Consider the following 21358-nt stretch of genomic DNA (forward strand, 5'->3'; position numbering starts at 1 on the left):
TAATGGTTAAAAATTAAGATGAGATTGCTTCGTCACTTTCGTTCCTCGCAATGACAATAAGTTTATTTGTAGCCTAAGATTTTCAAGATATCTTCCGGTTCCTGTTTTTCACGGAAAACTTCATACTGAAGCTCACCATTTTCATCTTTCTGGATCAGGACGTGTCTCGGCTGAGGCATCAGACAGTGGTGAACACCACCGTATCCTCCGATCGTTTCCTGATATGCTCCTGTATGGAAAAATCCGATGTACAGAGGTTTTGTATCGCTGAAAACCGGCAGGTAGATGGCATTGGTATGCTGCTCAGAATTATAATAATCATCTGAATCACAAGTCAGTCCACCCAGAAATACTCTTTCATAGGTATCTTCCCATCTGTTTAATGGAAGCATGATAAAGTGTCTTGAGATCGCCCATGTATCAGGAAGCGTAGTCATGAATGAAGAATCAATCATATTCCACTTTTCTCTGTCGTTCTGACGTTTCTGAGAGATGATTTTGTAAAGGTTTGCACCACTTTCTCCAACCGTAAAGCTTCCGAATTCCGTATAGATATTAGGTTCTTCCACGCCTTCCTCTTCACAGAATTTTTTGATCTGAGAAACAATTTCCTCTACCATATACTGATAGTCGTATTCGAAGTTTAAAGAAGTCTTGATCGGGAAACCTCCACCGATGTTCAGTGAATCCACTTCCGGAGCTATTTTCTTCAAACGTGCGTATACACGAAGACATTTGTACAATTCGTTCCAGTAATAAGCCGTGTCTTTGATCCCGGTATTAATGAAAAAGTGAAGCATTTTCAGTCTTGCATTCGGATGTTCTGCGATTTTCTGGCTGTAGTAAGGAATGATATCTCTATATCCGATCCCTAACCTTGAGGTATAGAATTCGAATTTAGGTTCTTCCTCCGAAGCAATTCTGATCCCGATATCGAACGTGGTATCAATACTTTCTGTTAGCTTATCCAGCTCACGGTAATTATCCAGGATCGGAGTAATATTTTCAAAACCACTGTTGATCATCTCGGAAATTTTCGCCAGATAATCATCGGTCTTGAATCCATTACAGATGACCTCGATATTTTTATCTACTTTACCTTTCCCATAAAGAGATTTTACAATATCCATGTCGTACGCTGAAGAAGTTTCGATAGAAATATCATTCTTAAGAGCTTCTTCAAGCACAAAATTGAAATGACTGGATTTTGTACAGTAACAGTAGGTATAATTCTTTTTATATTCGGCTTTCTCAAAAGCTTCCCTAAACCAGCTCTTGGCCTTTTGGATATTTTGAGAAATTCTCGGCAGGTAGCTAATTTTTAGCGGGGTGCCAAATTTTTCAACGACTTCCATTAAAGGAACATCGTGAAATAACAAATTGTTCTCAGAAACATTAAATTCCTCTGTAGGAAAGTACAATGTCTGATCAATAAGTTCCGAGTACTTTATTTTCATTTCTTGACAAGTGAATTACGAAATGCAAAATTGCTAAAAAAGTTTGATTTTTAAGCGTTAAATTTATTATAAATTTAAAAATGACCCCGTTTAAAAAGCCTTACAGATTATTAATTTGTGAACTTCTTAACATATTCCTCTCGCTTATTTCCCGAAATACCCAGAACCTTTTGAATATAAGCATCAATTGAACCGTATTTCTTATTGATTTCATCAAAAGCCGCATCGAGGTAAGCGGTTTCCACCCAGCTCAGTTTTTCGAGAACTTTCACGTCCATTTTAGGATACAGAAAATGTAGATTATCAGCAAGATTCAGTCTTTTGAGAACTAATTTTTTACGATAATTATTGGACAGGATATAATCGTTATAAATCGTTTCTTTATCAAATTTTAAAATCGTTAAAATTAAAGCCGTTGTAATTCCGGTTCTGTCCTTTCCCGCGGTACAGTGATAGAGAACCGGCTGGTCTGATTCCAGAATATCCGTAATGATTTTTTTTATGACTTCGGGATTTTCTGTTACATAATCGCGGTAGAAATCGAGCATTCTTTTATCTGCATCGGAACCGTTTACTTTTCCTTTTAAAACAAGCTTTTTTGCTTGGGTTAATTGGTCTCCCTCATCTTCAAAAGCAGAATATTTTTTATAAATAATATCAGTGGGAAGGTTATCCGGCTTATCTGCAATTTCTTTAGAATTTCTAAGATCAATTATCTCTTTTATTCCTAAGCTTTCCAATTCTTTGAACGATTTTTTCTTCAGTTTATGAAGATGTCCGCTTCTGTAGAATTTTCCTTCTTTTAAAGTTCTTCCTTCAGAATTTTTAATATTTCCTACCGTCCTGAAATTGTATACTTTTTTGATTTCAATCGTTTTCCCGGTTTCATTTTTACTGTATTGCGGCGGCGTAAAATCCTGTGTCTTGCATGAAAAAACACAAAATGAAGCGACAAGCAGAACTGATATGTGTATAAATTGTTTCAATATATTGGTGGATATTCTATTTCATTAATGCCAACAAAAAACAACAGATCTCCAGATTCGTATTGAATGGAAATCTCATCTTCAACCGCAAAATTCCTGGTTCCGATTCTCGAAGTGATGCTTAAACTTCCGTTAGTCAATGGCCAGTTCAATCCTGTGGTGGTTATATTTTCAACTGAAGGAAAGGGATACAATGAGATCATTTTATTTTTAACGCCTTTCAGCTTAAAACTTTTCGGGACAAAATAATATTCAGAAAATTCATCATAAAATTTCAGTTTCATTTTATCTTTAAAAGCAAAAGCTACCGTCAGATTTCCTAAAAAATGATCCTGTTCACCGCCACTTCCCCCGAAAACATCAATTTCTGTAAACCCTTTTTCCAGAATAATTTCCAAAGCTTTATGAAAATCTGTCTTATCCTGATCCAGCGTTAAAATAAATTTGTCCTGATAAACACTTTCATCCGATCCTGAATGAGAATCAAAATCACCGGAAATAAAATCCAGTTTATCTAAAGGAAAACCTAATTGCTTCAAATAATGAAAAGCACCGTCTGTACAGGCAATCAAGCTGTATTGATCAGGATTTGGAAAAGCTTTTGGATGATCTCCGTTAATGAAAAGTAATGCTTTATCTTTCATTCGGGTTCCAGTATTCTTCCGGTTCGTTATTGATTTTTGAAATATATCTTGCCAAAACAAAAAGATAATCTGAAAGTCTGTTCAGGTATTTGATCAGTTCAGGACGTACTTCTTCAGATTCATTTAAAAATACCAGAGAACGTTCCGCTCTTCTGCAAATGGTTCTAGCCGCATGTAAAAATGTCGCCGATTTTCCTCCACCGGGAAGAATAAAATACTGAAGTGGCTCCAGTTTATCTTCAAAAGCATCCATCCAATTTTCCAGTTCTTCAATCTCTGTATCTGAAATAATCAATGGCAGACGTGATTTTCCGTTGGCCAACATTAATTTATCAACCGGGGTCGCAGCTTCTGAACCTACTGTAAACAGATCAAACTGAATTTTCTTCAACTGCTTCAAAACCTCTTCATCCTCAATATGACTTTTAGAAATACCAATGAATGAATTAAGCTCGTCTATATTTCCGTAGCTGTCGACTCTTGCACTGGCTTTGGAAACTCTTGTACCGCCGTATAAAGCGGTCTGTCCTTTATCTCCTGTTTTCGTATAAATTTTCATACTACTAAAATACTTTATTTTGTACAATGTGAAAAGTAAAATATGGGAATAGCTTCCTATTCGATCTGAAAAAATAAAACTGACATTAGAAATTAATGTCAGTGAATATTTACGTAGACGGTTTTTTATATCTTTTGGATTACTTTCCCTTTGGTAAGCATGATAAAGCACTGCTAATTTTTTTATTTATAGATTAAAAAGTATAATTAACATTTAGCTGGAAAGTTGTTCCGTTAAATCCGAACTGGTTTACCTCCCAAGGATATTTGAACCTTCCTCCAAGATCTGTTACTACATCTCCTTTACTGTCTATTACATCCGGATAAATATTAAATAAATTATTTACGACTCCGGAAACTTTAAGATCTTTGGTGATTTTATATGTTAAAACGATGTCCGTAATTACCTTACCGGAAAATGTCTGATCTTTGATAGGATCAGTTGCATGTTGCCACGTAACAGAACCAAAATAAGTATTATTAAGATTAAAGTTAAACTTTGAAATGTCATACGAAAGACTAAGAATAGTTTTTGTTTTTGGCCTTGCAGAGGTAATTCTGGATTGTTCTTTTCTATCAAAAAAGTTTTCTGAGTAACCATTTTCAGCCAAAATAGGCGGAACGGCAATATTATCTACTATTTTAGTTTTGTTATAATTGAAAGCAGCAATAACTCCCAATCTTCCTTTGCCAATAGCGGAAGTATAATAATTAGCTACGAAATCTACCCCTTCAGTAACTGTATTTACGGCATTCGTGAAAAACTTCAGAGAGGTAATTTTATTATTGTCTAATATTACTTCCACAGGGTTTGTAATATCCGGACTACCCGGAGCACCAGTCTTGTAACCAATATCTCCTGAGAAAAGCACCCGGTCCTTAATTTTTATTCTATAATAGTCTGCTGTAATCGTCAGGTTCTTAAAAGGTTTTATGGCAAATCCCCCGGTAATGTTAAAGGCTTTTTCAGCATTTAATTTTTGTACCCCAAGATCAGATCTTACAATTTGAGAGTCATTGTTAAAAGTACCCTGATTAGCTACAGTATTCCCTGTAATTTTGGTTTGAACATTGGAATAATAAATTTGATGTAATGAAGGTGCCCGAAATCCTGTAGAAACAGACCCGCGGAAAACTAATTTATCATCTAGCAATTTATATCTTGCATTTCCTTTCCAGGAAACATTATTTCCAAAATCACTAAAGTTTTCATACCTCACAGTTCCTCCAAGTAACAAGTTTTTCGTAACATCCCATTCAGAATTAATATAAGCTCCAATATTCTGACGATTTTTATTGATTTCATTTTGAGGCTGCAGTCCTGGAAATGATTCTGCACCACTTCCTATATAAGATGCCTCTTCTCCTGCCTTTGCCTGATAATTCTCATTACGTACTTCAACGCCAGCCCCTAAAACAAACACACCAAAATTTCGATTGACATCTATGTTTCCTATAATATTACTAAACTGATGACCACCCGCTTTAAAACGGGTTGGTGAATTTCCACCCAAAGATGTATTAATAGTGTTTCCTACAACATAATCTACCGCATTAGAGCCAAAGGCAGCACTACCATCAAAACTCCATTTTCCAAACATACCCTTCCACCCGGAGGTTAAATTATAATCATAAACATCTGTTTTAAATTCCGGTTGAAATCCATTGTAAGGTTGTCCTTTTGGAGTTAATAAACCAAAATCTGAACTTACCCAATACGGTGTTCTATACAAACCATAACTAGTCCCATTCCTGTAAGTTGTACCACCAAAAGCATAAAACTTGCCTGCTTCACCTGTTGGCAATTCAAAATTTACAAACATATTAGCAACTTTTGTCTCCGGTTGTCCTATAATCATTCCTAAACCAGGATTAGCCTGCGTCCAGGCATTATCAACACCAAAAAGTTCATCTTTTGTAACAGAACCAGCACGGTTGGTTTTATTTTGGGAAGAATATCCCAATGTAAGGTTCAAACTTCCATTTTTTGCAACTCTGATTCCTGTATTAAAATCTGCTCCGATATTAAAGCCGTCTCCTTTTGAAGTAATACCTGAAAAAAGATTGACTGTACTTTTTCCAACGCTGTTCTTAAGAATAATATTGATCACTCCTGCAATAGCATCAGAGCCATATTGTGCAGATGCACCATCTCTTAAAACCTCTACATTCTGTAAGGCAGCAGATGGAATACTCTTCAGATCCGTACCTACCTCACCTTTTCCCGGCGTATCATTTACATAAATTAAAGCACTTTGATTTTTTCTTTTACCATTAACCAAAACTAATGTTCTGGAAGGCCCTAATCCCCTTAAATCTGCCGGATCAAAATGAGCCGTTGCATCAGAAACGGTTTGTTGTGATGAATTAAAAGATGGTACCGAGTACGTCAAAGCTTTATCAAAAGTAATTTGTCCTGTGGATTTTAGCTGCGCTGCCGAAATATTATCAATAGGAATTGCTGATGTAATGATGGTTCTAGGCTTAGTTCTACCTGTAGTAACCACCACTTCATCTATATTGTTTTCTTTTACAGTTTCCTGAGCATATACCATAGTACCCGCTCCGCTCAATACTAATACATAGATTTTTTTATTGAATGATTTTCTTTTCATATGTTGTTAATAATTCAATAAATCTAGTAAAAATATAAATATTAAACACAATAAATAAAAATATAATAAAAATCCCTTTCCCATCTTATGCAATGAATATTATTATTATTCTATAAAAAATAAGACTTGATTTATAAAACATGAAGTGGCTTATTAATAATCTGAAAAGAAATAGTAATAACGTCCTATTTTGTCTGACAAAGTGAATAGCAGACAGTAGAATAAAATGATTTCATCCGTTCTAAAACGTATTTTTCAACAGAACTGCTTCACGAATGGTTCTCAATGACTGTGTATAAAAAATGGCCGGATAAATCCGGCCACTCACAAATTATTTATTTACCTCTACATATTGTATGATGGTCTGGGTTTTTGGGTTATAGATTATTGTACTGTTGTTTGGGAACCTTTTCAGTTTGTAATATTCTATATTTTTATCTGTTTTGATATCTTCAAGAAAACTGGTATCTAAAGTATTTTCGGGAAGAAATTTCGAGACAAAACTTATTTTATCGATGATGCTTTGTCCGTCTATTTTACGGGCTGTCTTTTCTGATTTATTTTCGTCGGAAGTAGGCTGCTTTTCAAGGAAAGGAAGCAATACTGCGATGTCTGATTTATATTTAAAGATATAACCTTCGGAACCGTTTGGGAATTTAAATTTCTTTCCGGTTTCTTCTGAAACCACAGACTTTCCTCCATCAGGAAATACCTGATTAAATTTTACATCCTGGGAATTGGTTAAAGAATTAAGGGATTCACTTACGGTCTTCTTGACAGTCTCTTCTACCGCCTGCTGGGCTTTCTGTTGCACAGTTTCAGTGGTTTTCTGAACAGTCTCGTCTATTTTCTCTTCAATTTTATTACATGAGAGGAATAAAAAAAGAGAAACAACAGGCAAAATATACTTCTTCATTTCGAGATTTTAATAACGTGGCATTTATTTATTCATGCAATTTACATCTAAACGGTAAAACATACCCATATATTTTAGTAAAGAAATAAAATATTTTTTTACATTCAAAAATCCTACTGACAAACTGTTGTCATAACCCTATCTTACCTTTGTATCAACAATAACAAACTAAAACAATACAATTATGACAACTACAGCAACAGCCACAAAACAGTTTATGACTTCCGACCAATTATTAGAGCACTGGCAAGGACACAGAAATCTGACAAGAAGAGTCATTGAATCTTTCCCGGAAAAAGAATTATTCGAATTTTCTGTAGGTGGTATGAGACCTTTCGCTAAACTGGCAGTAGAATTGATCAGCATCGGAGGACCTGCTTTAAAGGGAATCATTAACAAAAATATGGAAGCTTACAATGAAGAAGGATTCAACCCAAAAACAAAAGAAGAACTTTTAAACAAATGGGATGAAGAGACCGGAGTGATCAATGAATATTTTAGCCAGATTACGGAAGAGCGTCTTCAGGAAACTTTTAATTTATTCGGACAATACGAATTTCCGGTGTTCCAGAACATTCTTTACTTCGTAGACAATGAAATACACCACAGAGGTCAGGGATACACGTATCTGAGAGCTTTAGGAATTGAGCCCCCTTTTTTTTGGGAGAGATTCTAGGATCATTAATGCCTTTGCTTAAACTAAAATTGATGATTCAATTCAGACAGAAAGATGAAACGGCAGAATCGCCCAACCCATCAATCAGATTATCCATTCATTAAATATAGACACATAGATTTTGTGGTTTCTGATTTTTGTCTTTTAGTTAAAGTAAAAGTTTCTTTTATTCAAATTATATAAATTTCTAAAACCGCGGCTTCACTTTCGTGAAGCCGCGGTTTATTTTTATTCAGATAAAATATTTTTAAAAAATCTTATGATGTTTTCCTTGAGTTTGACAAAGGTTGGTGAAGTCCCGAATTCCTTGTTATCATATCCTATGGGAAATCCTTTCTCTACATATTCATTATTCTTATTCAGTGTCAGCACCTGAAACTGATCATTCACTTTCCCCAGGCTTTCCGTGTGGATATCTAAAAACTTAACCTCAGCATTTTTCGAGAAATCCAGCTTACGAATATCAATGGTTTTAATTTCTTTTTTCAGATCCGAACGGAAATACAGATTCATACTTTTCACGTCGATCACGGTCTGCCATTCTCCTGCATAAATTGAGTTCAGAATATTCCATGCATAATCTACCGGTTTTTTGTCATACTTATAGTTGTTAAGCATATAATAAGCTCTGTTGTAGCGGTCTTCCCATTTTCCGTCTTTTGCAAAATCAAACTTTTCCTGTCCGCCTAGAAAATCAAACTTTTTAGCATTCTCGAAATCTTTTTTATACTGATTGTTGCACAAAAGCGGCATCGGCATGTCTTTATCTGTCAATACTTTATACTTTCCATTGAGCAAAGCGATGGTGGCGGTATTTCCTTTGGCATCACTCAGGAAGAAATGACTTCCCGCAGCATTGGGCCACCAGTCTATATTGGGTCCGTCATTCAGATGATCTACCACGTCCTGCACCGATTGATAATTATCCAGCTGGTATTGAATCCATTGGGCCCAGAACATATTGGCCTGTTTTGGATTGGTTACTTTTGTCGTTTCTTCAAGGTATAATTCAACCAGAAAAAGTCCTTTCTCATTCACTCCATAACATGGAAAGTCGTATCCGAGAAGATTGAAAGTCACCGATCCATATCTGGAAGTCCACTCTTTTGCGGATTTTGAATCATCAGTTGTAAGGTTTTCCCAGCTGATATTTCTTTTCTGAATATCACGCTTGTTCACCACGATCATTCCGGGCATGGTTTTCCAGTTTTCGTTAAAACCTACTACACAATGGTCCTTCCCTTTCAGCAAAAACACCGAGCAGGCAGAAAGAATACCGGAATATATGAGTGCAGCCAGCACAAAACCGCGTAAGAATATAGTTTTCATAATTTTATATTTATTAAAAGTAAGGAAATCTGAGGCTGGAAGATGGAAGCTATTGAAATCAAAAAACAGCTACAGAACGTTTTTTATTATTATTCGTTTAAAAATTATTTCATTAAATTTTATGATGCCCAAAAATTGCAAGACCAATAGTAACTTCGATCATCCCTCCTATTATTCTAGGTTTTTTGAAATACTTTCCGTTAAATGTCTGAGCTTTATTTTCAAAGATTCCGGTTCCAAAACTGTCGCATAATCCGCAAAAGTGATGAGCCAACGTGGAAAACCTTCATCAATCCATTCCGTATCAAAGGTCATTTCAACACCATTTTCGGTTTCTGTTTCTTCAATAAATCCGTAATATCTTTTTGAATTAACGATATGCCCGATTATTTTTTTCTCCACTAAAAGTCTTACTCTTGTTTTCTCCCCATTGGAATACCTTCTGTAATCATTGATCTGCCCATATTCCTGTGAAAAAGGATTTTGAGTTTTGAAAATCTGTAAGATCCTGTCAACCCGAAACTGTCTGAAATCTTTTCTCAACGTACAGAATGCCATAATGTACCAGTAATTGAATTCAAAGAAAACACCAACCGCTTCCACTGTTCTGTTGGTTACCCTTGAATCCACGGTTTTATACTCAATGATCAACTGTGTTTTATCTGCAATACTTTCCAGAATCGTTGGGATCACATTTTTCAGTTCACTGCCGGGCTGGGTATGATGATTAAAAACATCAATCTGTTTTTCAATATTCCGGATCAGGTTTTTATCTGAATGCCGAAGTACCGACCGAACTTTTTCCATCGCGGTCTGGTAATGATCTCCAAGACTTTGGTGGGAAAATTTCTGCATCAGTTTTTCAGCGGTGATAAAGCTCAGCACTTCTTCTTTCGTGAACATAATAGGCGGAAGTTTATAGCCGTCCATCAGGGAATATCCGTTCCCGGCCTCTCCAATAATGGGAATTCCTGCATTCTCAAGCGTTTTCACATCACGGTAAATCGTCCGGATACTGACATCAAATTTAGCAGCAAGGTCCTGTGCCCTTACCGTAGGTTTCGACTGCAATTGAGTGAGAATAGCCGTTACTCTGTCCAGTTTTTTAAGATAGTGATCGTTCATATTGATACAGCAAATCTATCAATCTTTTTTCGTCTGGAAAATATAAATTAGCCTGCTTTTATGATATTTATCTTTTATAAATAGTATTTGGTTGGAATAAAACAGACTGATTGTGAGAAAAGTCGTTTAAATAGATAAGACTTGAAGTTGGAGTCACGCAAGGACGCAATTTTTTTAACAAATTCGAATGCTTTAAGGCGCAATGATTTTATCTCCGATAAAATTGAATACAGCTGTCATTGCGAGGAGTACAGCGACGAAGCAATCTAATCATCACCCTATAGCTGAAAATCTCTGATTTTCTTACGCCTTAAAATATTCTCATTTTTAATCACGCCTTGCGCCCTAGCGTTTAAAACCTTACCAAAAAGTAAATCAATTATCCTTAAAAGAATTCACCAGTTTATCCAGATTTAAACTTCTGGCAGAAGCATCAAAAATTTCACGGTAAGTTCCATTAAGCTGAACCAGATCATCATGAGTTCCGCTTTCCACTACCCTTCCTTTTTTCATCACGTAAATCGTATCCGAATCCAGAATCTGTGACAGCGAGTGGGAAATAATAACCACAGTACGGCCTTCTTTAATGGCATCCAGTGAATTTTTGATCTGCTCAGTAGCAATGGCGTCCAGACTGGCGGTTGGTTCATCAAGGAAAATAATCGGTGGATTTTTCAAGAATAATCTGGCAATGGCAATTCTCTGCTGCTGTCCTCCCGAAAGTTGAGTCGCATCGTGTTGATAACCATCCGGAAGATCCAGAATCTGATCGTGCAGATAAGCTTTTCTTGAAGCTTCCTGAATTTCTTCAAAACTGGCATTCATATCGCCGTAGCGGATATTGTCTTCAATGCTTCCCTGGAAAATATGGTTTCTCTGTAGTACCAAACCGAGATCGTTTCTCAGAAAAGTATTATTAAATTCATTTAAATTGACTCCATCCAACAGAATGTCTCCGGAATTTGGAAGATAGAATTTACAAAGCAGATTGATCACCGTTGATTTTCCAGCTCCGCTCAGTCCGACCAATGCTGTCGTTTTTCCGTTTTCAATCTTCATGGAAACATCGTGTAAGGCTTTTGTTCCGTTCGGATAACTGAAGTCTACGTTTTTTAATTCGAAATTTCCTTTGATCTGCTTTTCTACATAGTTTCCGTTCTGTTCTTTTTCATCATCAGCATTCAGGATCTCAAAATAGCCTTCTGCATAGATCATGGCATCATTCATATCATCATAAATTCTGTGAAGTTGGCGAATAGGCGCTGAAATATTATTGAACAGCATAATGTGAAGCATGATTGCCCCGATAGTCATCTGCTGGTCCAGTACCAAATACACCGTTAAAAGAATGATTAAAACCACTCCAAACTGCTCGATGAATGTTTTTAAACCATCATAAATAAAGTTGGTTTTTCTCGTGAACATCTGACTTTCCATCAACTCCATCTGCAGGTCATACTGTTTTTTACCTTCAAATTTTTCACGGACAAAACTCTTGATCACCATAATAGAATTGATCAGGTTCAATAGTCCGGAAGTTTTTCTCTCCCTTTGATTTCTGAGCTGACGGCGTACTCCACCAAGTTTTTTTGCCTGTAGCGAACTTATATAAAAATAAATCGGAACAATAATCGTGGAGACCATTCCGACATATACATTCTGCATATACATGATGATCAGGGCAATGATAGCATTGGAAAAAAGAGGTAGTATATCGATAAAGAAGTTTTGTACCAACTTGGTCAGGCTTTCAATACCACGGTCTATTCTGATTTGCAGCTTTCCCGACTCATGGTTCTCATCATTGAAATAAGCTACTCTGTACGATAGGATCTTGTCGATAGCAGATTGGGCCAGGACAGAACTTACGTTGATCCTTATTTTTTCTCCATAAAACTTCTGTCCGAAATTGATAAAAATATTGAGCAATTCTTTCCCGAGTAAAATAATCGAGATCACCACCAGGATATGAATCCCTTCTGACATCGGATGCGGAAGATGAGTAAGCGTAGTCACCTCATCCACCGTATATTTTAATACAAGGGGGTTAACCTGCGCAGCAAGGGCGCCTAAAAAAGTAAGAAACAGCGTCCCGTAAATCATTAAACGGTAAGGTCTGATAAATGGAACCAGCTGTTTATAGACTCCAAATAAAGTGACTGTTCTGTTAAAAGGTTTTGCCATGAGAATTCGTTAATCAAAATTTATGCATTTTTTGGGAGAAATGGCAGCCTTTTTCAAATAAATGTTTAAAATCATATTGTTGTATTTAAAATACAACAATTAAAAATCTTTTTGTAGTTTTGTCTCATTATTAAACAAAACGAGATGAATTCAAACCAAAAAAAATTAGTCACATCGACGGTGCCTGTTTTAAAAACGAATGGTACAGATCTTACCAAACACTTTTATGCAAGAATGTTTAAGCATCATCCTGAGCTGAAAAACATTTTCAACATGAGTCATCAGGCCAGTGGAAAACAGCAGCACGCTTTGGCTGGTGCCGTCCTAGCCTATGCAGAACACATTGAAAATCCGGAGGTTCTTATTAATGTTTTAAAGCCTATCGGCAATAAACATGTAAGTCTTAATATCAGCCCGGATCAGTACGATATCGTTGGACATCATTTAATTTCTTCCATTAAAGAAGTTCTGGGAGAAGCCGCCACCGATGAATTGATAGAAGCTTGGACACAGGCTTATAACGAACTTGCCCAGATTATGATTTCTATTGAAGATGACCTTTATCGGTCTACTCTTAAAAAAGAAGGAGGTTGGAAAGGCTGGAGAACCTTTGTGATTGAGGAAATCGTTGAGGAAAGCAGTGAGGTTAAATCTTTCTATTTAAAACCAAAAGATCAGGGCTCCATCGCAGATTATCTTCCCGGACAGTATCTTTCTGTGAAATTATTCATCCCCGGGCTGGGTCATGAACAGGTCAGACAGTACAGTCTTTCATCCGCTTTTAACCCGAAATACTACAGAATATCTGTAAAAAAAGAGGTTAACCCAAACGCTCCGGAAGGTGCAGTTTCCAATGTACTGCATCAGAAAAATACAGGTGATGAAATATGGGTAAGTGCTCCTTCAGGAGTATTCCATGCAGGTGTTGATGGTAATCAGCCATTGGTATTAATCAGTGGTGGTATCGGCGTAACTCCCCTTCTGAGCATGCTTGAAACCAATAAAAACAAGCTTCAGGAAAATACAACGGTATGGCTTCACAGCTGCCGGAATGAAAAAGCTCACGCCTTCAAGGATCAGATTGATCTTCTGAATCAGGACAGCGAGTGGTTAACTACCCATATTTTTTATGAAACGGTTTCAAAAAATGAAAATAATGCTATAAAAGAAGGAAGAATTGATTTAGCGGAACTCAAAGACGAGGTACTGATTGATGATGCAAAGTATTATATTTGTGGTCCGGAAGTCTTTATCAAAGTACAGTATAATTCCCTCATCAAACTTGGAATTGCACAAGAAAATATTTTATTTGAAGAGTTTGGACCTCAATTACTTCATTTTAATTAATTATCAATGAAACTGAACCACTTTACCGATTACAGCCTGCGTGTCTTAATCTATCTAAACAAAAAGGACAAAACCGCTTCATCTTCTTTGGATGAGCTGTCCGGGGAGTTGGATATATTGCGTAATCACCTCATTAAGGTGGTTCAGTTTTTATCTAAAGAGGAACTGGTTATTACGAAAAGAGGGAAAAATGGAGGCATTGTAATATCTGAAAAAGCCCTCAATACAGGACTCGGCACCTTAATTCATCTATTGGAACAGGATGATTCTCCTGTCATCAACTGCCACTCCAAACCGTGTGTTTTTATGCCTTTCAGCTGTCAACTGAAATTCTTTCTGGATACCGCTTATCAGGCGTTTATAGACAGTATGAACCAGCACAGACTGTCTGATATTGTTTTTAATAACTGGGAAAGTATCTTTGCGGGCCGTCAAAATGTTTGATTTTAGATATCAGATTTCAGACATCAGACGTGAGACATTAGGTTAAGAGATGTCAATGGTCAATTTGCTACGCAAGTGAAATGTGAATGCTGGCTTTGAGAAACAAGGGCCTACACTTTAGGTGTCAGATATTACTACTGGTAGCTTCGAGGGCCTCAGCTACCAGATATTTGTCGTTTATTCAACGGCACTCAAACCCGAATCTCGCACCTCGAAACTAGAATTCCGAAACTCTCAAACCCTAAAACTCTCCGACTCTCAAACGCCCTTACTCTCAAACTCACAAACCCGAATCTCGCACCTCGAAACTAGAATTCCGAAACTCTCAAACCCTAAAACTCTCAAACCCTAAAACTCTCCGACTCTCAAACCCTCTTACTCTCAAACTCGAATCCCGCACCATAAAACTCTCCGACTCTCAAACCCGAATTATCCTTCGTAGAAATAGGTTGTAAGGTAATGCAGTTCCGGTCTGCTGGCTGCTTTAGATTCTGCTTCTGCCTGCTCAAGTGTGTACTGAGAGGTCAGTTCTTTTCTTTGAAACACGAAAGAATTATTCGCATTTTTATCTACCACTTCATTGAAGATATGCTCAATTTCAGAATTGGCAAGTGATGCAAAACTGGCGTCCTCAAAACCGTACATCAGTCTCAGATCATCAAACTGCCCGAAGTTTTCATCTACAAATCCCTGAAGCTGTGATTTTGAATCAAAATTGCCTGCCCAGATGTTATAGATATATTTCTTCTTTTTCGGTTTGTCTAAAATACTCTGATACACAAAGTTTTCACCCAGATAAGCCTCTCTTACCTGCGGATCATTGGCAAGATCTTCCGGAAGTCCTTCTTTCAGGATCTTTCCTTCAAACATGATGTATGTTTTATTGGTAATCGCTAAAGTTTGTTGTACGTTGTGGTCGGTGATCAGGATCCCAATGTTTTTGTCTACCAAACTTCTTACAATCTTCTGGATATCTTCTACCGCAATCGGGTCTACTCCTGCGAAAGGCTCATCGAGAAGGATAAAGTTCGGGCTGGTAGCAAGACATCGTGCAATTTCGGTTCTACGTCTTTCTCCACCGGAAAGAAGATCCCCTCGGTTTTTACGAACATGCTGCAATGAAAATTCTTCAATAAGTTCATCACATTTGATCTGCTGCTCACGTCTTGAAAGCTTGGTCAACTGTAAAACACCCATGATGTTTTCTTCTACAGACAGCTTTCTGAAAATCGAAGCTTCCTGCGCCAGATAACCGATTCCTTTCTGAGCCCGGCGGTACATCGCATCCGTAGTGATTTCCTGTTTATCGAGGAAGATTTTTCCTGAAGTAGGCTTAACCAATCCTACAATCATATAAAACGAAGTGGTCTTTCCTGCTCCGTTAGGACCAAGCAAACCAACAATTTCTCCCTGTTGAACCTGTACAGAAACGCCTTTTACTACTTTTTTAGGACCGTATTCTTTGATTAAGTTTTCTCCTCGTAAAATCATAGGAGCAAAGATAAAGTTTTTTTGAATTCAAATTTTAGATTATAGACCGTATCCCCGGTTTTTTGATGGATTGGTTTTAATTTCATTGATCATTCGGGTCAAATCTAATGGAGTAAAATGTTGAGCACCTTAAAAAACTAAAGTATTTAGCTCACTTATTTAAAATTTTTGTTGGAAAAGCGCAAAGGGACGCAAGTTTTTTTTCTAATTCGAATGCTTTAAGGCGCGAGGATTTTATCTTCGATAAAATTGTAGACCGTTCAATAGACCAATTAAAAGTTTAAACAAATGTAACTCTCTCGATTTTTCTTCGACGTATTGGGAAATTATTTTATTCATCACCAAAAAAATTAACAATGGAAAATTACGGTTATACCAAAACAGACGGCACACAAAACCAGCAGCAAAGTAATGTTCCTTACCGCTCGGAAAAGAAAATTCCTGCAGCGATCTTAGGGATTCTTGTAGGCTGGCTGGCTTTAAATAAATTTTATCTGGGCTATACCAAAGAAGGCGTGATTCAGCTTGTTCTGAATATTGTCACTTTAGGGGCAGCTTCCATCATTCCTTTTATTGAGGGGATCTTATACCTGTTCATGAGCGATAAACAGTTTGATGATACTTATGTTCATGGGAAGAAAGGATGGCTTTAATGATTTGACGATTTGATGATGTGGTGATTTGACGATGAGATGATTCATTTTTGTTTTATTTCCTTATTTTTATACCACCAAATCAAGAATTAATTTACTATGGAAAATAATCAAGACCTGACAGATCTGCTTGCGCTGGACCTGGGTGTCAATATTGTAAACAGAAGGCCTTACGCCAAGGAAGTTTTCAAATGGCAGGATATGGACCTTCTTCCCCACTCATCGGCAGACACTTTGCTGTGCGAAATCTTTGAATGGAACGGAAGAAACTGGAGAACGACGGAAAACAACCTTATCGGGTTTCTTTTTTCAGGGGATGTTCTTAGTACGGTAAAAGAACAGCTGATCAATACACCGAAACATCCTGCTCTGATCCCGGATTTTGAATTCACGAAAGACAGCATGGTCGAATATGGTCTCTCGCTGCCTTCGCTTTTCAATATCGGAGTGAATGGAAATATAAAAAATGCGACCAGCTTTTCAGTGCGTGTCAACGGAGTGACCAAATCAAGGGTGACCAATATCGATTCTCCCGGAATTGAAATTCTGAAAAACTACTCCCAGTTTACCCAGGACAAATCCAAAACGTACCGAAAGAATATTAAGTTCAATTATCTGAGTACTTCCCTGTTTTATGCGGAAAGTGTAGAAATTTTTCTTGAAAAAGAATCAGGTGTGGGACTGGATGTCAGCTTCCAAACGACAGATGTGGAAGTGGATGCCAAAATAGATACCGATACGAAGAAACATTTTGTTTTAAAATATTCAGGAAATCAGGCTCCATTCGCGGCTAAATTTACGAAAGGGAAAGATTTTAACATCATGTGATCAATTTTTATTATCCTTATTATTAAAAAACATATTTTGTAAAAACAAAAAACACCTCAAATAAGAATGAGGTGTTTTTCCTTTATCATGATTGATTATTATTTATTTAAAATCATCGCTGCTTCTTTAGCAAAATAGGTAAAAATCAGATCCGCTCCGGCTCTCTTGAAACACGTAAGACTTTCAATGATCGTTTTATCATTATCCAGCCATCCGTTCTGTGCTGCCGCTTTTACCATCGCATATTCTCCGCTTACGTTGTAAACTGCTATCGGAAGATCAATGGCTTCACGTACTTTAGAAACGATGTCCAGATAAGGAAGTCCCGGTTTGATCATGATGATATCCGCGCCTTCATCAATATCTTTAAATACTTCGTTCAAAGCTTCGCGGGAATTATGATAATCCATCTGATAGGTCTTTTTATCTTTTGGAATTTCCATATTGTCTTTCGGTGCGCTGTCCAGAGCACTTCTGAAAGGTCCGTAGAAAGAACTTGCATATTTTGCGGAGTAGCTCAGAATGCCTACATCGGTAAATCCGCTTTCCTCCAACGCTTCACGAATCGCGAGAACTCTTCCGTCCATCATATCGCTTGGTGCCACAATGTCAGCTCCTGCTTCAGCGTGTGATACAGACATTCTTGCCAGTGCATCATTAGTCGCATCATTCACGATTTTTCCATTTTCAATAATTCCGTCGTGTCCGTAGATCGAATAAGGATCCAAAGCTACATCCGGCATTATGATCATTCCCGGAACAGCATCTTTGATCGCTTTGATTGTCTGCTGCATCAGTCCGTCTTTGTTCCATGCTTCTTTTCCGGTATTGTCTTTAAGATGTTCTGACACCTTCATGTACAGATTGACAGATTTTACTCCCAAAGAAAATAATTCCTTACATTCCTTTACGGTTAAATCTATGCTCCTCCTGAAAATTCCCGGCATCGACGGGATTGCTTCCTGCTTGTTTTCGCCCTCCATTACGAAGATAGGCATTACAAAATCATCAGTCGTAAGGATGTTTTCTCTTACTAAACTTCTGATAGATTCATTAACTCTAAGTCTTCTATTTCTTGAATGTATCATTTTGGAATACTTTTTGAATAAGTTTCTACAAATTTACTACAACTTATATAAAAAACTATTGTATAGAATTGTAGAATTGTTTATTTTTGTTTCAATACATTCGAGAAATTATAATTTGATGAAAAAACTTTTACTTTTATTTATATTTATAGGCGCTTTCGTTGGGTTTTCCAACAATATGCAAGCACAGCTGAGAGAGCCGGGTTCCCCTACACAGAAGTCTGATGACGGTGTATTGGTAGCTTACCCAAATCCTGCGAAAGATTTCCTTCTGATCAAAGCAAAAGATTCTGCTTTAAAGATCAAAAGTGTTACTTTCTATTCAATTTTGGGGACGCAGGTAGCCAATTATTCTGTCAACATGAATTCGGGAGAGATCAATATTGAAAAATTAAAACCCGGAAAATACTTGATTCGCTATATTTTAAGCGATAATACACAAAAGGTTACTCAAATCGTAAAACAATAAAAATTAAATCCTGATAATCATCAGGATTTTTTCTTTTACATCCATTCTCCCCTAATATTTCCGTAAATTTAGGGACTTTTTTATACTCATTATAAAAACAATTGAATGCTTAAAGCTGAACATATCAGAAAGACCTATAGTGCCGGGAAGAAAGTAGCATTGGATGATTTCAGCATCCATGTACCCCAGGGCAGTATTTACGGTCTTTTAGGCCCGAACGGAGCCGGAAAAACTTCTTTTATCCGTATCATCAACCAGATTACCCAGGCAGATTCCGGAGACGTATTCATCAACGGTAATAAGCTTAATCCAACGCACATCAGAGATATCGGCTATATGCCTGAAGAAAGAGGCTTGTACAAAAATATGAGCGTGGGCGATCAGATCCTTTATTTCGGGGAACTGAAAGGAATGACTAAAAATGATGCTTTGAATGAAGCCAAAAAATGGTTTGAGAAACTGAACATCGATCAATGGTGGAAAAAGAAACTGTCTGAGCTTTCAAAGGGGATGGCACAGAAGATCCAGTTCGTGGTAACTGTTCTTCACCGTCCGCACCTGCTGATCCTTGATGAACCTTTTTCAGGTTTTGACCCGGTAAACGCCAATTTAATTAAAGACCAGATCATCGATCTTAAAAATAACGGAACTACGATTATCCTTTCTACCCACAGAATGGAAAGTGTCGAGGAAATGTGTGATTATGTTGCACTGATCAACAATTCCAAAAAGATTATTGACGGGAGAGTTTTTGACGTAAGAGAAAAATTTAAGAAGAATATTTTCGGAGTTACTCTTTCTGAGGTGGATGAAACTCAGTTTAACAGTTTCAAAGGCAACCATGAGATTTTTAATTTCACCAATGAAAATAACCTTATTTCTTTTGATCTGAAAAATGAAAGCGGGCAGAACGATATCCTTCTGGATCTTGTGAACATAGGAAAAGTAAGATCATTCGACGAAAGAATTCCGAGCATGAATGAAGTGTTTATTAATGCTGTAAGTAACCATTCTTAATTTTATGAACAATATTTATTTAATTACAAAAAGGGAATTTCTTACGCAGGTTAAGAAAAAATCCTTCATTATATTAACGCTGCTGGCTCCTCTTTTACTGGTTGGTTTTGGAGCGGTAATCGGACTGATGTTTAAAGCCAATGAATCTCACAGCATCATTGAAGTTGTGGATAAAAGCGGACTTTTTAAAGATCAGCTGAAATCGAATGACAAACTGAATTATGTATTTGTTTCCGCAGCAGACGAGAAAGCAAAAATCAATAATCTTAAAGACAATGAATCTCTGGATGGTATTCTGATCCTTCCCGAACTTAAAGGTCAAGATTACACCAGCCTTGAAAACAGCACAAGACTTATTGTCAATGCCAAGATGGGCTTTGATACAAAACAGAAAATCGTTTCGGATATCACAGATGTCATCAAAAAGGAAAAGATCAAACAGCTTGGTATTGAAGAATCCCAACTGAACAGCCTTGATAAAAGCTTTACTCTAAAAACGATTAATGTTTCCGATAACAATAAGGAAGACTCCGACCTGGCTTTCGGCGTAAAGAGCGGCCTGAGCATCCTTCTGATGTATGTGACGTTTATGTTCATCATCATTTACGGAGTAAGGGTAATGAGAAGTGTTCTTGAAGAGAAAAACAACCGTGTAGTGGAGATTATTATTTCATCCGTTAAACCTTTTGAACTGATGATGGGGAAAATATTAGGGGTAACTCTGGTAGCTCTGACTCAGTTTTTGATCTGGATCTCAATGTCTGTAGTTGGTGCTTTGGTACTGAATACCGGATTTGCTTCTTTCCAGAAAAATATTCCCGGAGGTAATGAAGCACTGGCAAGCAAGCTGGACATTGCAAAGATTGCAACACAGATTTCGCACAGTCTTTTAGAACTGAATTTCCCGCTGATCATTTTTGTATTCATTGTATTCTTCCTTTTGGGGTATATTTTCTACAGCTCAATCTATGCAGCTATCGGGTCTGCAGTGGATAATGAAACAGAGACGCAGCAATTCACCTTATTTGCAATTTTACCGCTTACTTTAGGGATGTACGGGAGTTTTTCCCTGATGAACAATCCTGACGGTCCTTTGGGATTCTGGCTGTCCATCATTCCGTTTACTTCACCGGTGGCTATGATTGCGAGAATACCTTTCGGAGTTCCGGCATGGCAGATTGCTTTGTCTATTACCTTACTGCTGGGAACGACTATTTTCATGATATTCTTAGCCGGAAAGATCTACCGTGTAGGGATTTTGATGTATGGGAATAAGGCCACATTGAAGGAGATCTGGAAATGGATCAGAGGATAAATTTAAAAGTTCTTTTGCCTTGAAACAAAATGAACCAAAAGTTCAAGGCTGGAATCTTCCGCTAAAAATTAAAACTTGCTCCTAAAATTCCCAAAACTCGTGCGGATTTACTATTGCTTTTTCAGCTCAGTATTGTGCCCGCACTCAGACAGTGGTAATTTTTTAACGGATCAAGATTTAATTTTTTTAACGCTACAGCTTCCTAGGCCACTATAT

At 37.2% G+C, this 21358-nt stretch carries 18 protein-coding genes and 1 pseudogene; 8 read left to right on the forward strand and 11 right to left on the reverse strand.

What is annotated here, in order from left to right; translation table 11 throughout:
* Nucleotides 1-62 precede the first annotated feature (62 nt).
* The 6 genes from N0B48_RS22135 to N0B48_RS22160 all read right to left on the reverse strand — a co-directional run bounded on the left by N0B48_RS22135 (nucleotide 63) and on the right by N0B48_RS22160 (nucleotide 7176).
* Nucleotides 63-1457 (reverse strand): type III PLP-dependent enzyme domain-containing protein, encoded by a 1395-nt coding sequence (locus N0B48_RS22135; RefSeq protein WP_034731926.1) that lies wholly within the window; start codon nucleotides 1455-1457, stop codon nucleotides 63-65.
* A gap of 110 nt (nucleotides 1458-1567) precedes the next feature.
* Nucleotides 1568-2443: a tyrosine-protein phosphatase gene (locus N0B48_RS22140; RefSeq protein ID WP_259841628.1), complete on the reverse strand. Its 876-nt coding sequence runs from the start codon at nucleotides 2441-2443 to the stop codon at nucleotides 1568-1570.
* Nucleotides 2440-3087 (reverse strand): thiamine diphosphokinase, encoded by a 648-nt coding sequence (locus N0B48_RS22145; protein ID WP_259841630.1) that lies wholly within the window; start codon nucleotides 3085-3087, stop codon nucleotides 2440-2442. Before N0B48_RS22145 ends, N0B48_RS22140 begins: the two co-directional genes overlap by 4 nt.
* Nucleotides 3077-3646: a cob(I)yrinic acid a,c-diamide adenosyltransferase gene (locus N0B48_RS22150; RefSeq protein ID WP_034731935.1), complete on the reverse strand. Its 570-nt coding sequence runs from the start codon at nucleotides 3644-3646 to the stop codon at nucleotides 3077-3079. Before N0B48_RS22150 ends, N0B48_RS22145 begins: the two co-directional genes overlap by 11 nt.
* 193 nt (nucleotides 3647-3839) lie before the next feature.
* Entirely contained in the window at nucleotides 3840-6260 is a 2421-nt protein-coding gene (locus N0B48_RS22155; protein ID WP_259841631.1) for a TonB-dependent receptor plug domain-containing protein, read from the reverse strand.
* A gap of 331 nt (nucleotides 6261-6591) precedes the next feature.
* The gene (locus N0B48_RS22160) at nucleotides 6592-7176 is read right to left on the reverse strand and encodes a hypothetical protein (RefSeq protein ID WP_259841632.1); all 585 of its coding nucleotides are present in this window, start codon (nucleotides 7174-7176) and stop codon (nucleotides 6592-6594) included.
* Nucleotides 7177-7360: 184 nt separating this feature from the next.
* Here N0B48_RS22160 and N0B48_RS22165 point away from each other — a divergent pair, with 184 nt between their 5' ends.
* Nucleotides 7361-7852 carry a DinB family protein gene (locus tag N0B48_RS22165; protein ID WP_259841633.1) on the forward strand — a complete coding sequence of 164 codons (492 nt, stop codon included), beginning with the start codon at nucleotides 7361-7363 and terminating at the stop codon, nucleotides 7850-7852.
* 228 nt (nucleotides 7853-8080) lie between these two features.
* Here N0B48_RS22165 and N0B48_RS22170 read toward each other — a convergent pair whose 3' ends face one another.
* The 3 genes from N0B48_RS22170 to N0B48_RS22180 all read right to left on the reverse strand — a co-directional run bounded on the left by N0B48_RS22170 (nucleotide 8081) and on the right by N0B48_RS22180 (nucleotide 12409).
* Nucleotides 8081-9181 (reverse strand): linear amide C-N hydrolase, encoded by a 1101-nt coding sequence (locus tag N0B48_RS22170; RefSeq protein ID WP_259841634.1) that lies wholly within the window; start codon nucleotides 9179-9181, stop codon nucleotides 8081-8083.
* A gap of 171 nt (nucleotides 9182-9352) precedes the next feature.
* Entirely contained in the window at nucleotides 9353-10306 is a 954-nt protein-coding gene (locus tag N0B48_RS22175) for a helix-turn-helix transcriptional regulator (protein ID WP_259841635.1), read from the reverse strand.
* Nucleotides 10307-10681: 375 nt separating this feature from the next.
* Entirely contained in the window at nucleotides 10682-12409 is a 1728-nt protein-coding gene (locus N0B48_RS22180; RefSeq protein WP_259841806.1) for an ABC transporter ATP-binding protein, read from the reverse strand.
* Nucleotides 12410-12634: 225 nt separating this feature from the next.
* On the opposite strand from N0B48_RS22180, the gene hmpA reads away from it, so the two are divergent.
* Nucleotides 12635-13837, forward strand: a complete 1203-nt coding sequence (hmpA, locus tag N0B48_RS22185) for an NO-inducible flavohemoprotein (RefSeq protein WP_259841636.1) — start codon at nucleotides 12635-12637, stop codon at nucleotides 13835-13837.
* 6 nt (nucleotides 13838-13843) lie between these two features.
* The gene (locus N0B48_RS22190) at nucleotides 13844-14281 is read left to right on the forward strand and encodes an Rrf2 family transcriptional regulator (RefSeq protein ID WP_259841637.1); all 438 of its coding nucleotides are present in this window, start codon (nucleotides 13844-13846) and stop codon (nucleotides 14279-14281) included.
* 765 nt (nucleotides 14282-15046) lie between these two features.
* Here N0B48_RS22190 and lptB read toward each other — a convergent pair.
* Nucleotides 15047-15772: pseudogene (lptB, locus tag N0B48_RS22195) on the reverse strand (LPS export ABC transporter ATP-binding protein); the annotation flags it as partial.
* Between the two features lie 356 nt (nucleotides 15773-16128).
* Here lptB and N0B48_RS22200 point away from each other — a divergent pair.
* The gene (locus N0B48_RS22200; RefSeq protein WP_259841639.1) at nucleotides 16129-16425 is read left to right on the forward strand and encodes a TM2 domain-containing protein; all 297 of its coding nucleotides are present in this window, start codon (nucleotides 16129-16131) and stop codon (nucleotides 16423-16425) included.
* 99 nt (nucleotides 16426-16524) lie between these two features.
* Complete coding sequence (locus N0B48_RS22205; RefSeq protein WP_259841640.1) at nucleotides 16525-17253, forward strand: hypothetical protein; 729 nt, start codon at nucleotides 16525-16527, stop codon at nucleotides 17251-17253.
* Between the two features lie 98 nt (nucleotides 17254-17351).
* On the opposite strand, the gene hemB is transcribed toward N0B48_RS22205, so the two are convergent.
* Nucleotides 17352-18341 carry a porphobilinogen synthase gene (hemB, locus tag N0B48_RS22210; protein WP_259841641.1) on the reverse strand — a complete coding sequence of 330 codons (990 nt, stop codon included), beginning with the start codon at nucleotides 18339-18341 and terminating at the stop codon, nucleotides 17352-17354.
* A gap of 118 nt (nucleotides 18342-18459) precedes the next feature.
* Here hemB and N0B48_RS22215 point away from each other — a divergent pair, with 118 nt between their 5' ends.
* The 3 genes from N0B48_RS22215 to N0B48_RS22225 all read left to right on the forward strand — a co-directional run bounded on the left by N0B48_RS22215 (nucleotide 18460) and on the right by N0B48_RS22225 (nucleotide 21142).
* A complete protein-coding gene (locus tag N0B48_RS22215) occupies nucleotides 18460-18810 on the forward strand; it encodes a T9SS type A sorting domain-containing protein (protein ID WP_259841642.1) in 351 nt (116 codons plus the stop codon).
* A 105-nt stretch (nucleotides 18811-18915) separates the two neighbouring features.
* Nucleotides 18916-19827 carry an ABC transporter ATP-binding protein gene (locus tag N0B48_RS22220; protein ID WP_259841643.1) on the forward strand — a complete coding sequence of 304 codons (912 nt, stop codon included), beginning with the start codon at nucleotides 18916-18918 and terminating at the stop codon, nucleotides 19825-19827.
* A 4-nt stretch (nucleotides 19828-19831) separates the two neighbouring features.
* Nucleotides 19832-21142 (forward strand): ABC transporter permease, encoded by a 1311-nt coding sequence (locus N0B48_RS22225; protein ID WP_259841644.1) that lies wholly within the window; start codon nucleotides 19832-19834, stop codon nucleotides 21140-21142.
* Nucleotides 21143-21358 lie beyond the last annotated feature (216 nt).

It is taken from the genome of Chryseobacterium herbae (genome assembly GCF_025154075.1).
In the GTDB taxonomy this organism is placed as follows: Bacteria; Bacteroidota; Bacteroidia; order Flavobacteriales; family Weeksellaceae; genus Chryseobacterium; species Chryseobacterium herbae.

Coding starts and splice junctions, on each gene's coding strand:
- N0B48_RS22135 (WP_034731926.1), bottom strand. CDS start 1,457: ATGAAAATAAAGTACTCGGAACTTATTGATCAGACATTGTACTTTCCT.
- N0B48_RS22145 (WP_259841630.1), bottom strand. CDS start 3,087: ATGAAAGATAAAGCATTACTTTTCATTAACGGAGATCATCCAAAAGCT.
- N0B48_RS22150 (WP_034731935.1), bottom strand. CDS start 3,646: ATGAAAATTTATACGAAAACAGGAGATAAAGGACAGACCGCTTTATAC.
- N0B48_RS22155 (WP_259841631.1), bottom strand. CDS start 6,260: ATGAAAAGAAAATCATTCAATAAAAAAATCTATGTATTAGTATTGAGC.
- N0B48_RS22160 (WP_259841632.1), bottom strand. CDS start 7,176: ATGAAGAAGTATATTTTGCCTGTTGTTTCTCTTTTTTTATTCCTCTCA.
- N0B48_RS22165 (WP_259841633.1), top strand. CDS start 7,361: ATGACAACTACAGCAACAGCCACAAAACAGTTTATGACTTCCGACCAA.
- N0B48_RS22170 (WP_259841634.1), bottom strand. CDS start 9,181: ATGAAAACTATATTCTTACGCGGTTTTGTGCTGGCTGCACTCATATAT.
- N0B48_RS22175 (WP_259841635.1), bottom strand. CDS start 10,306: ATGAACGATCACTATCTTAAAAAACTGGACAGAGTAACGGCTATTCTC.
- N0B48_RS22180 (WP_259841806.1), bottom strand. CDS start 12,409: ATGATTTACGGGACGCTGTTTCTTACTTTTTTAGGCGCCCTTGCTGCG.
- hmpA (WP_259841636.1), top strand. CDS start 12,635: ATGAATTCAAACCAAAAAAAATTAGTCACATCGACGGTGCCTGTTTTA.
- N0B48_RS22190 (WP_259841637.1), top strand. CDS start 13,844: ATGAAACTGAACCACTTTACCGATTACAGCCTGCGTGTCTTAATCTAT.
- N0B48_RS22200 (WP_259841639.1), top strand. CDS start 16,129: ATGGAAAATTACGGTTATACCAAAACAGACGGCACACAAAACCAGCAG.
- N0B48_RS22205 (WP_259841640.1), top strand. CDS start 16,525: ATGGAAAATAATCAAGACCTGACAGATCTGCTTGCGCTGGACCTGGGT.
- hemB (WP_259841641.1), bottom strand. CDS start 18,341: ATGATACATTCAAGAAATAGAAGACTTAGAGTTAATGAATCTATCAGA.
- N0B48_RS22215 (WP_259841642.1), top strand. CDS start 18,460: ATGAAAAAACTTTTACTTTTATTTATATTTATAGGCGCTTTCGTTGGG.
- N0B48_RS22220 (WP_259841643.1), top strand. CDS start 18,916: ATGCTTAAAGCTGAACATATCAGAAAGACCTATAGTGCCGGGAAGAAA.
- N0B48_RS22225 (WP_259841644.1), top strand. CDS start 19,832: ATGAACAATATTTATTTAATTACAAAAAGGGAATTTCTTACGCAGGTT.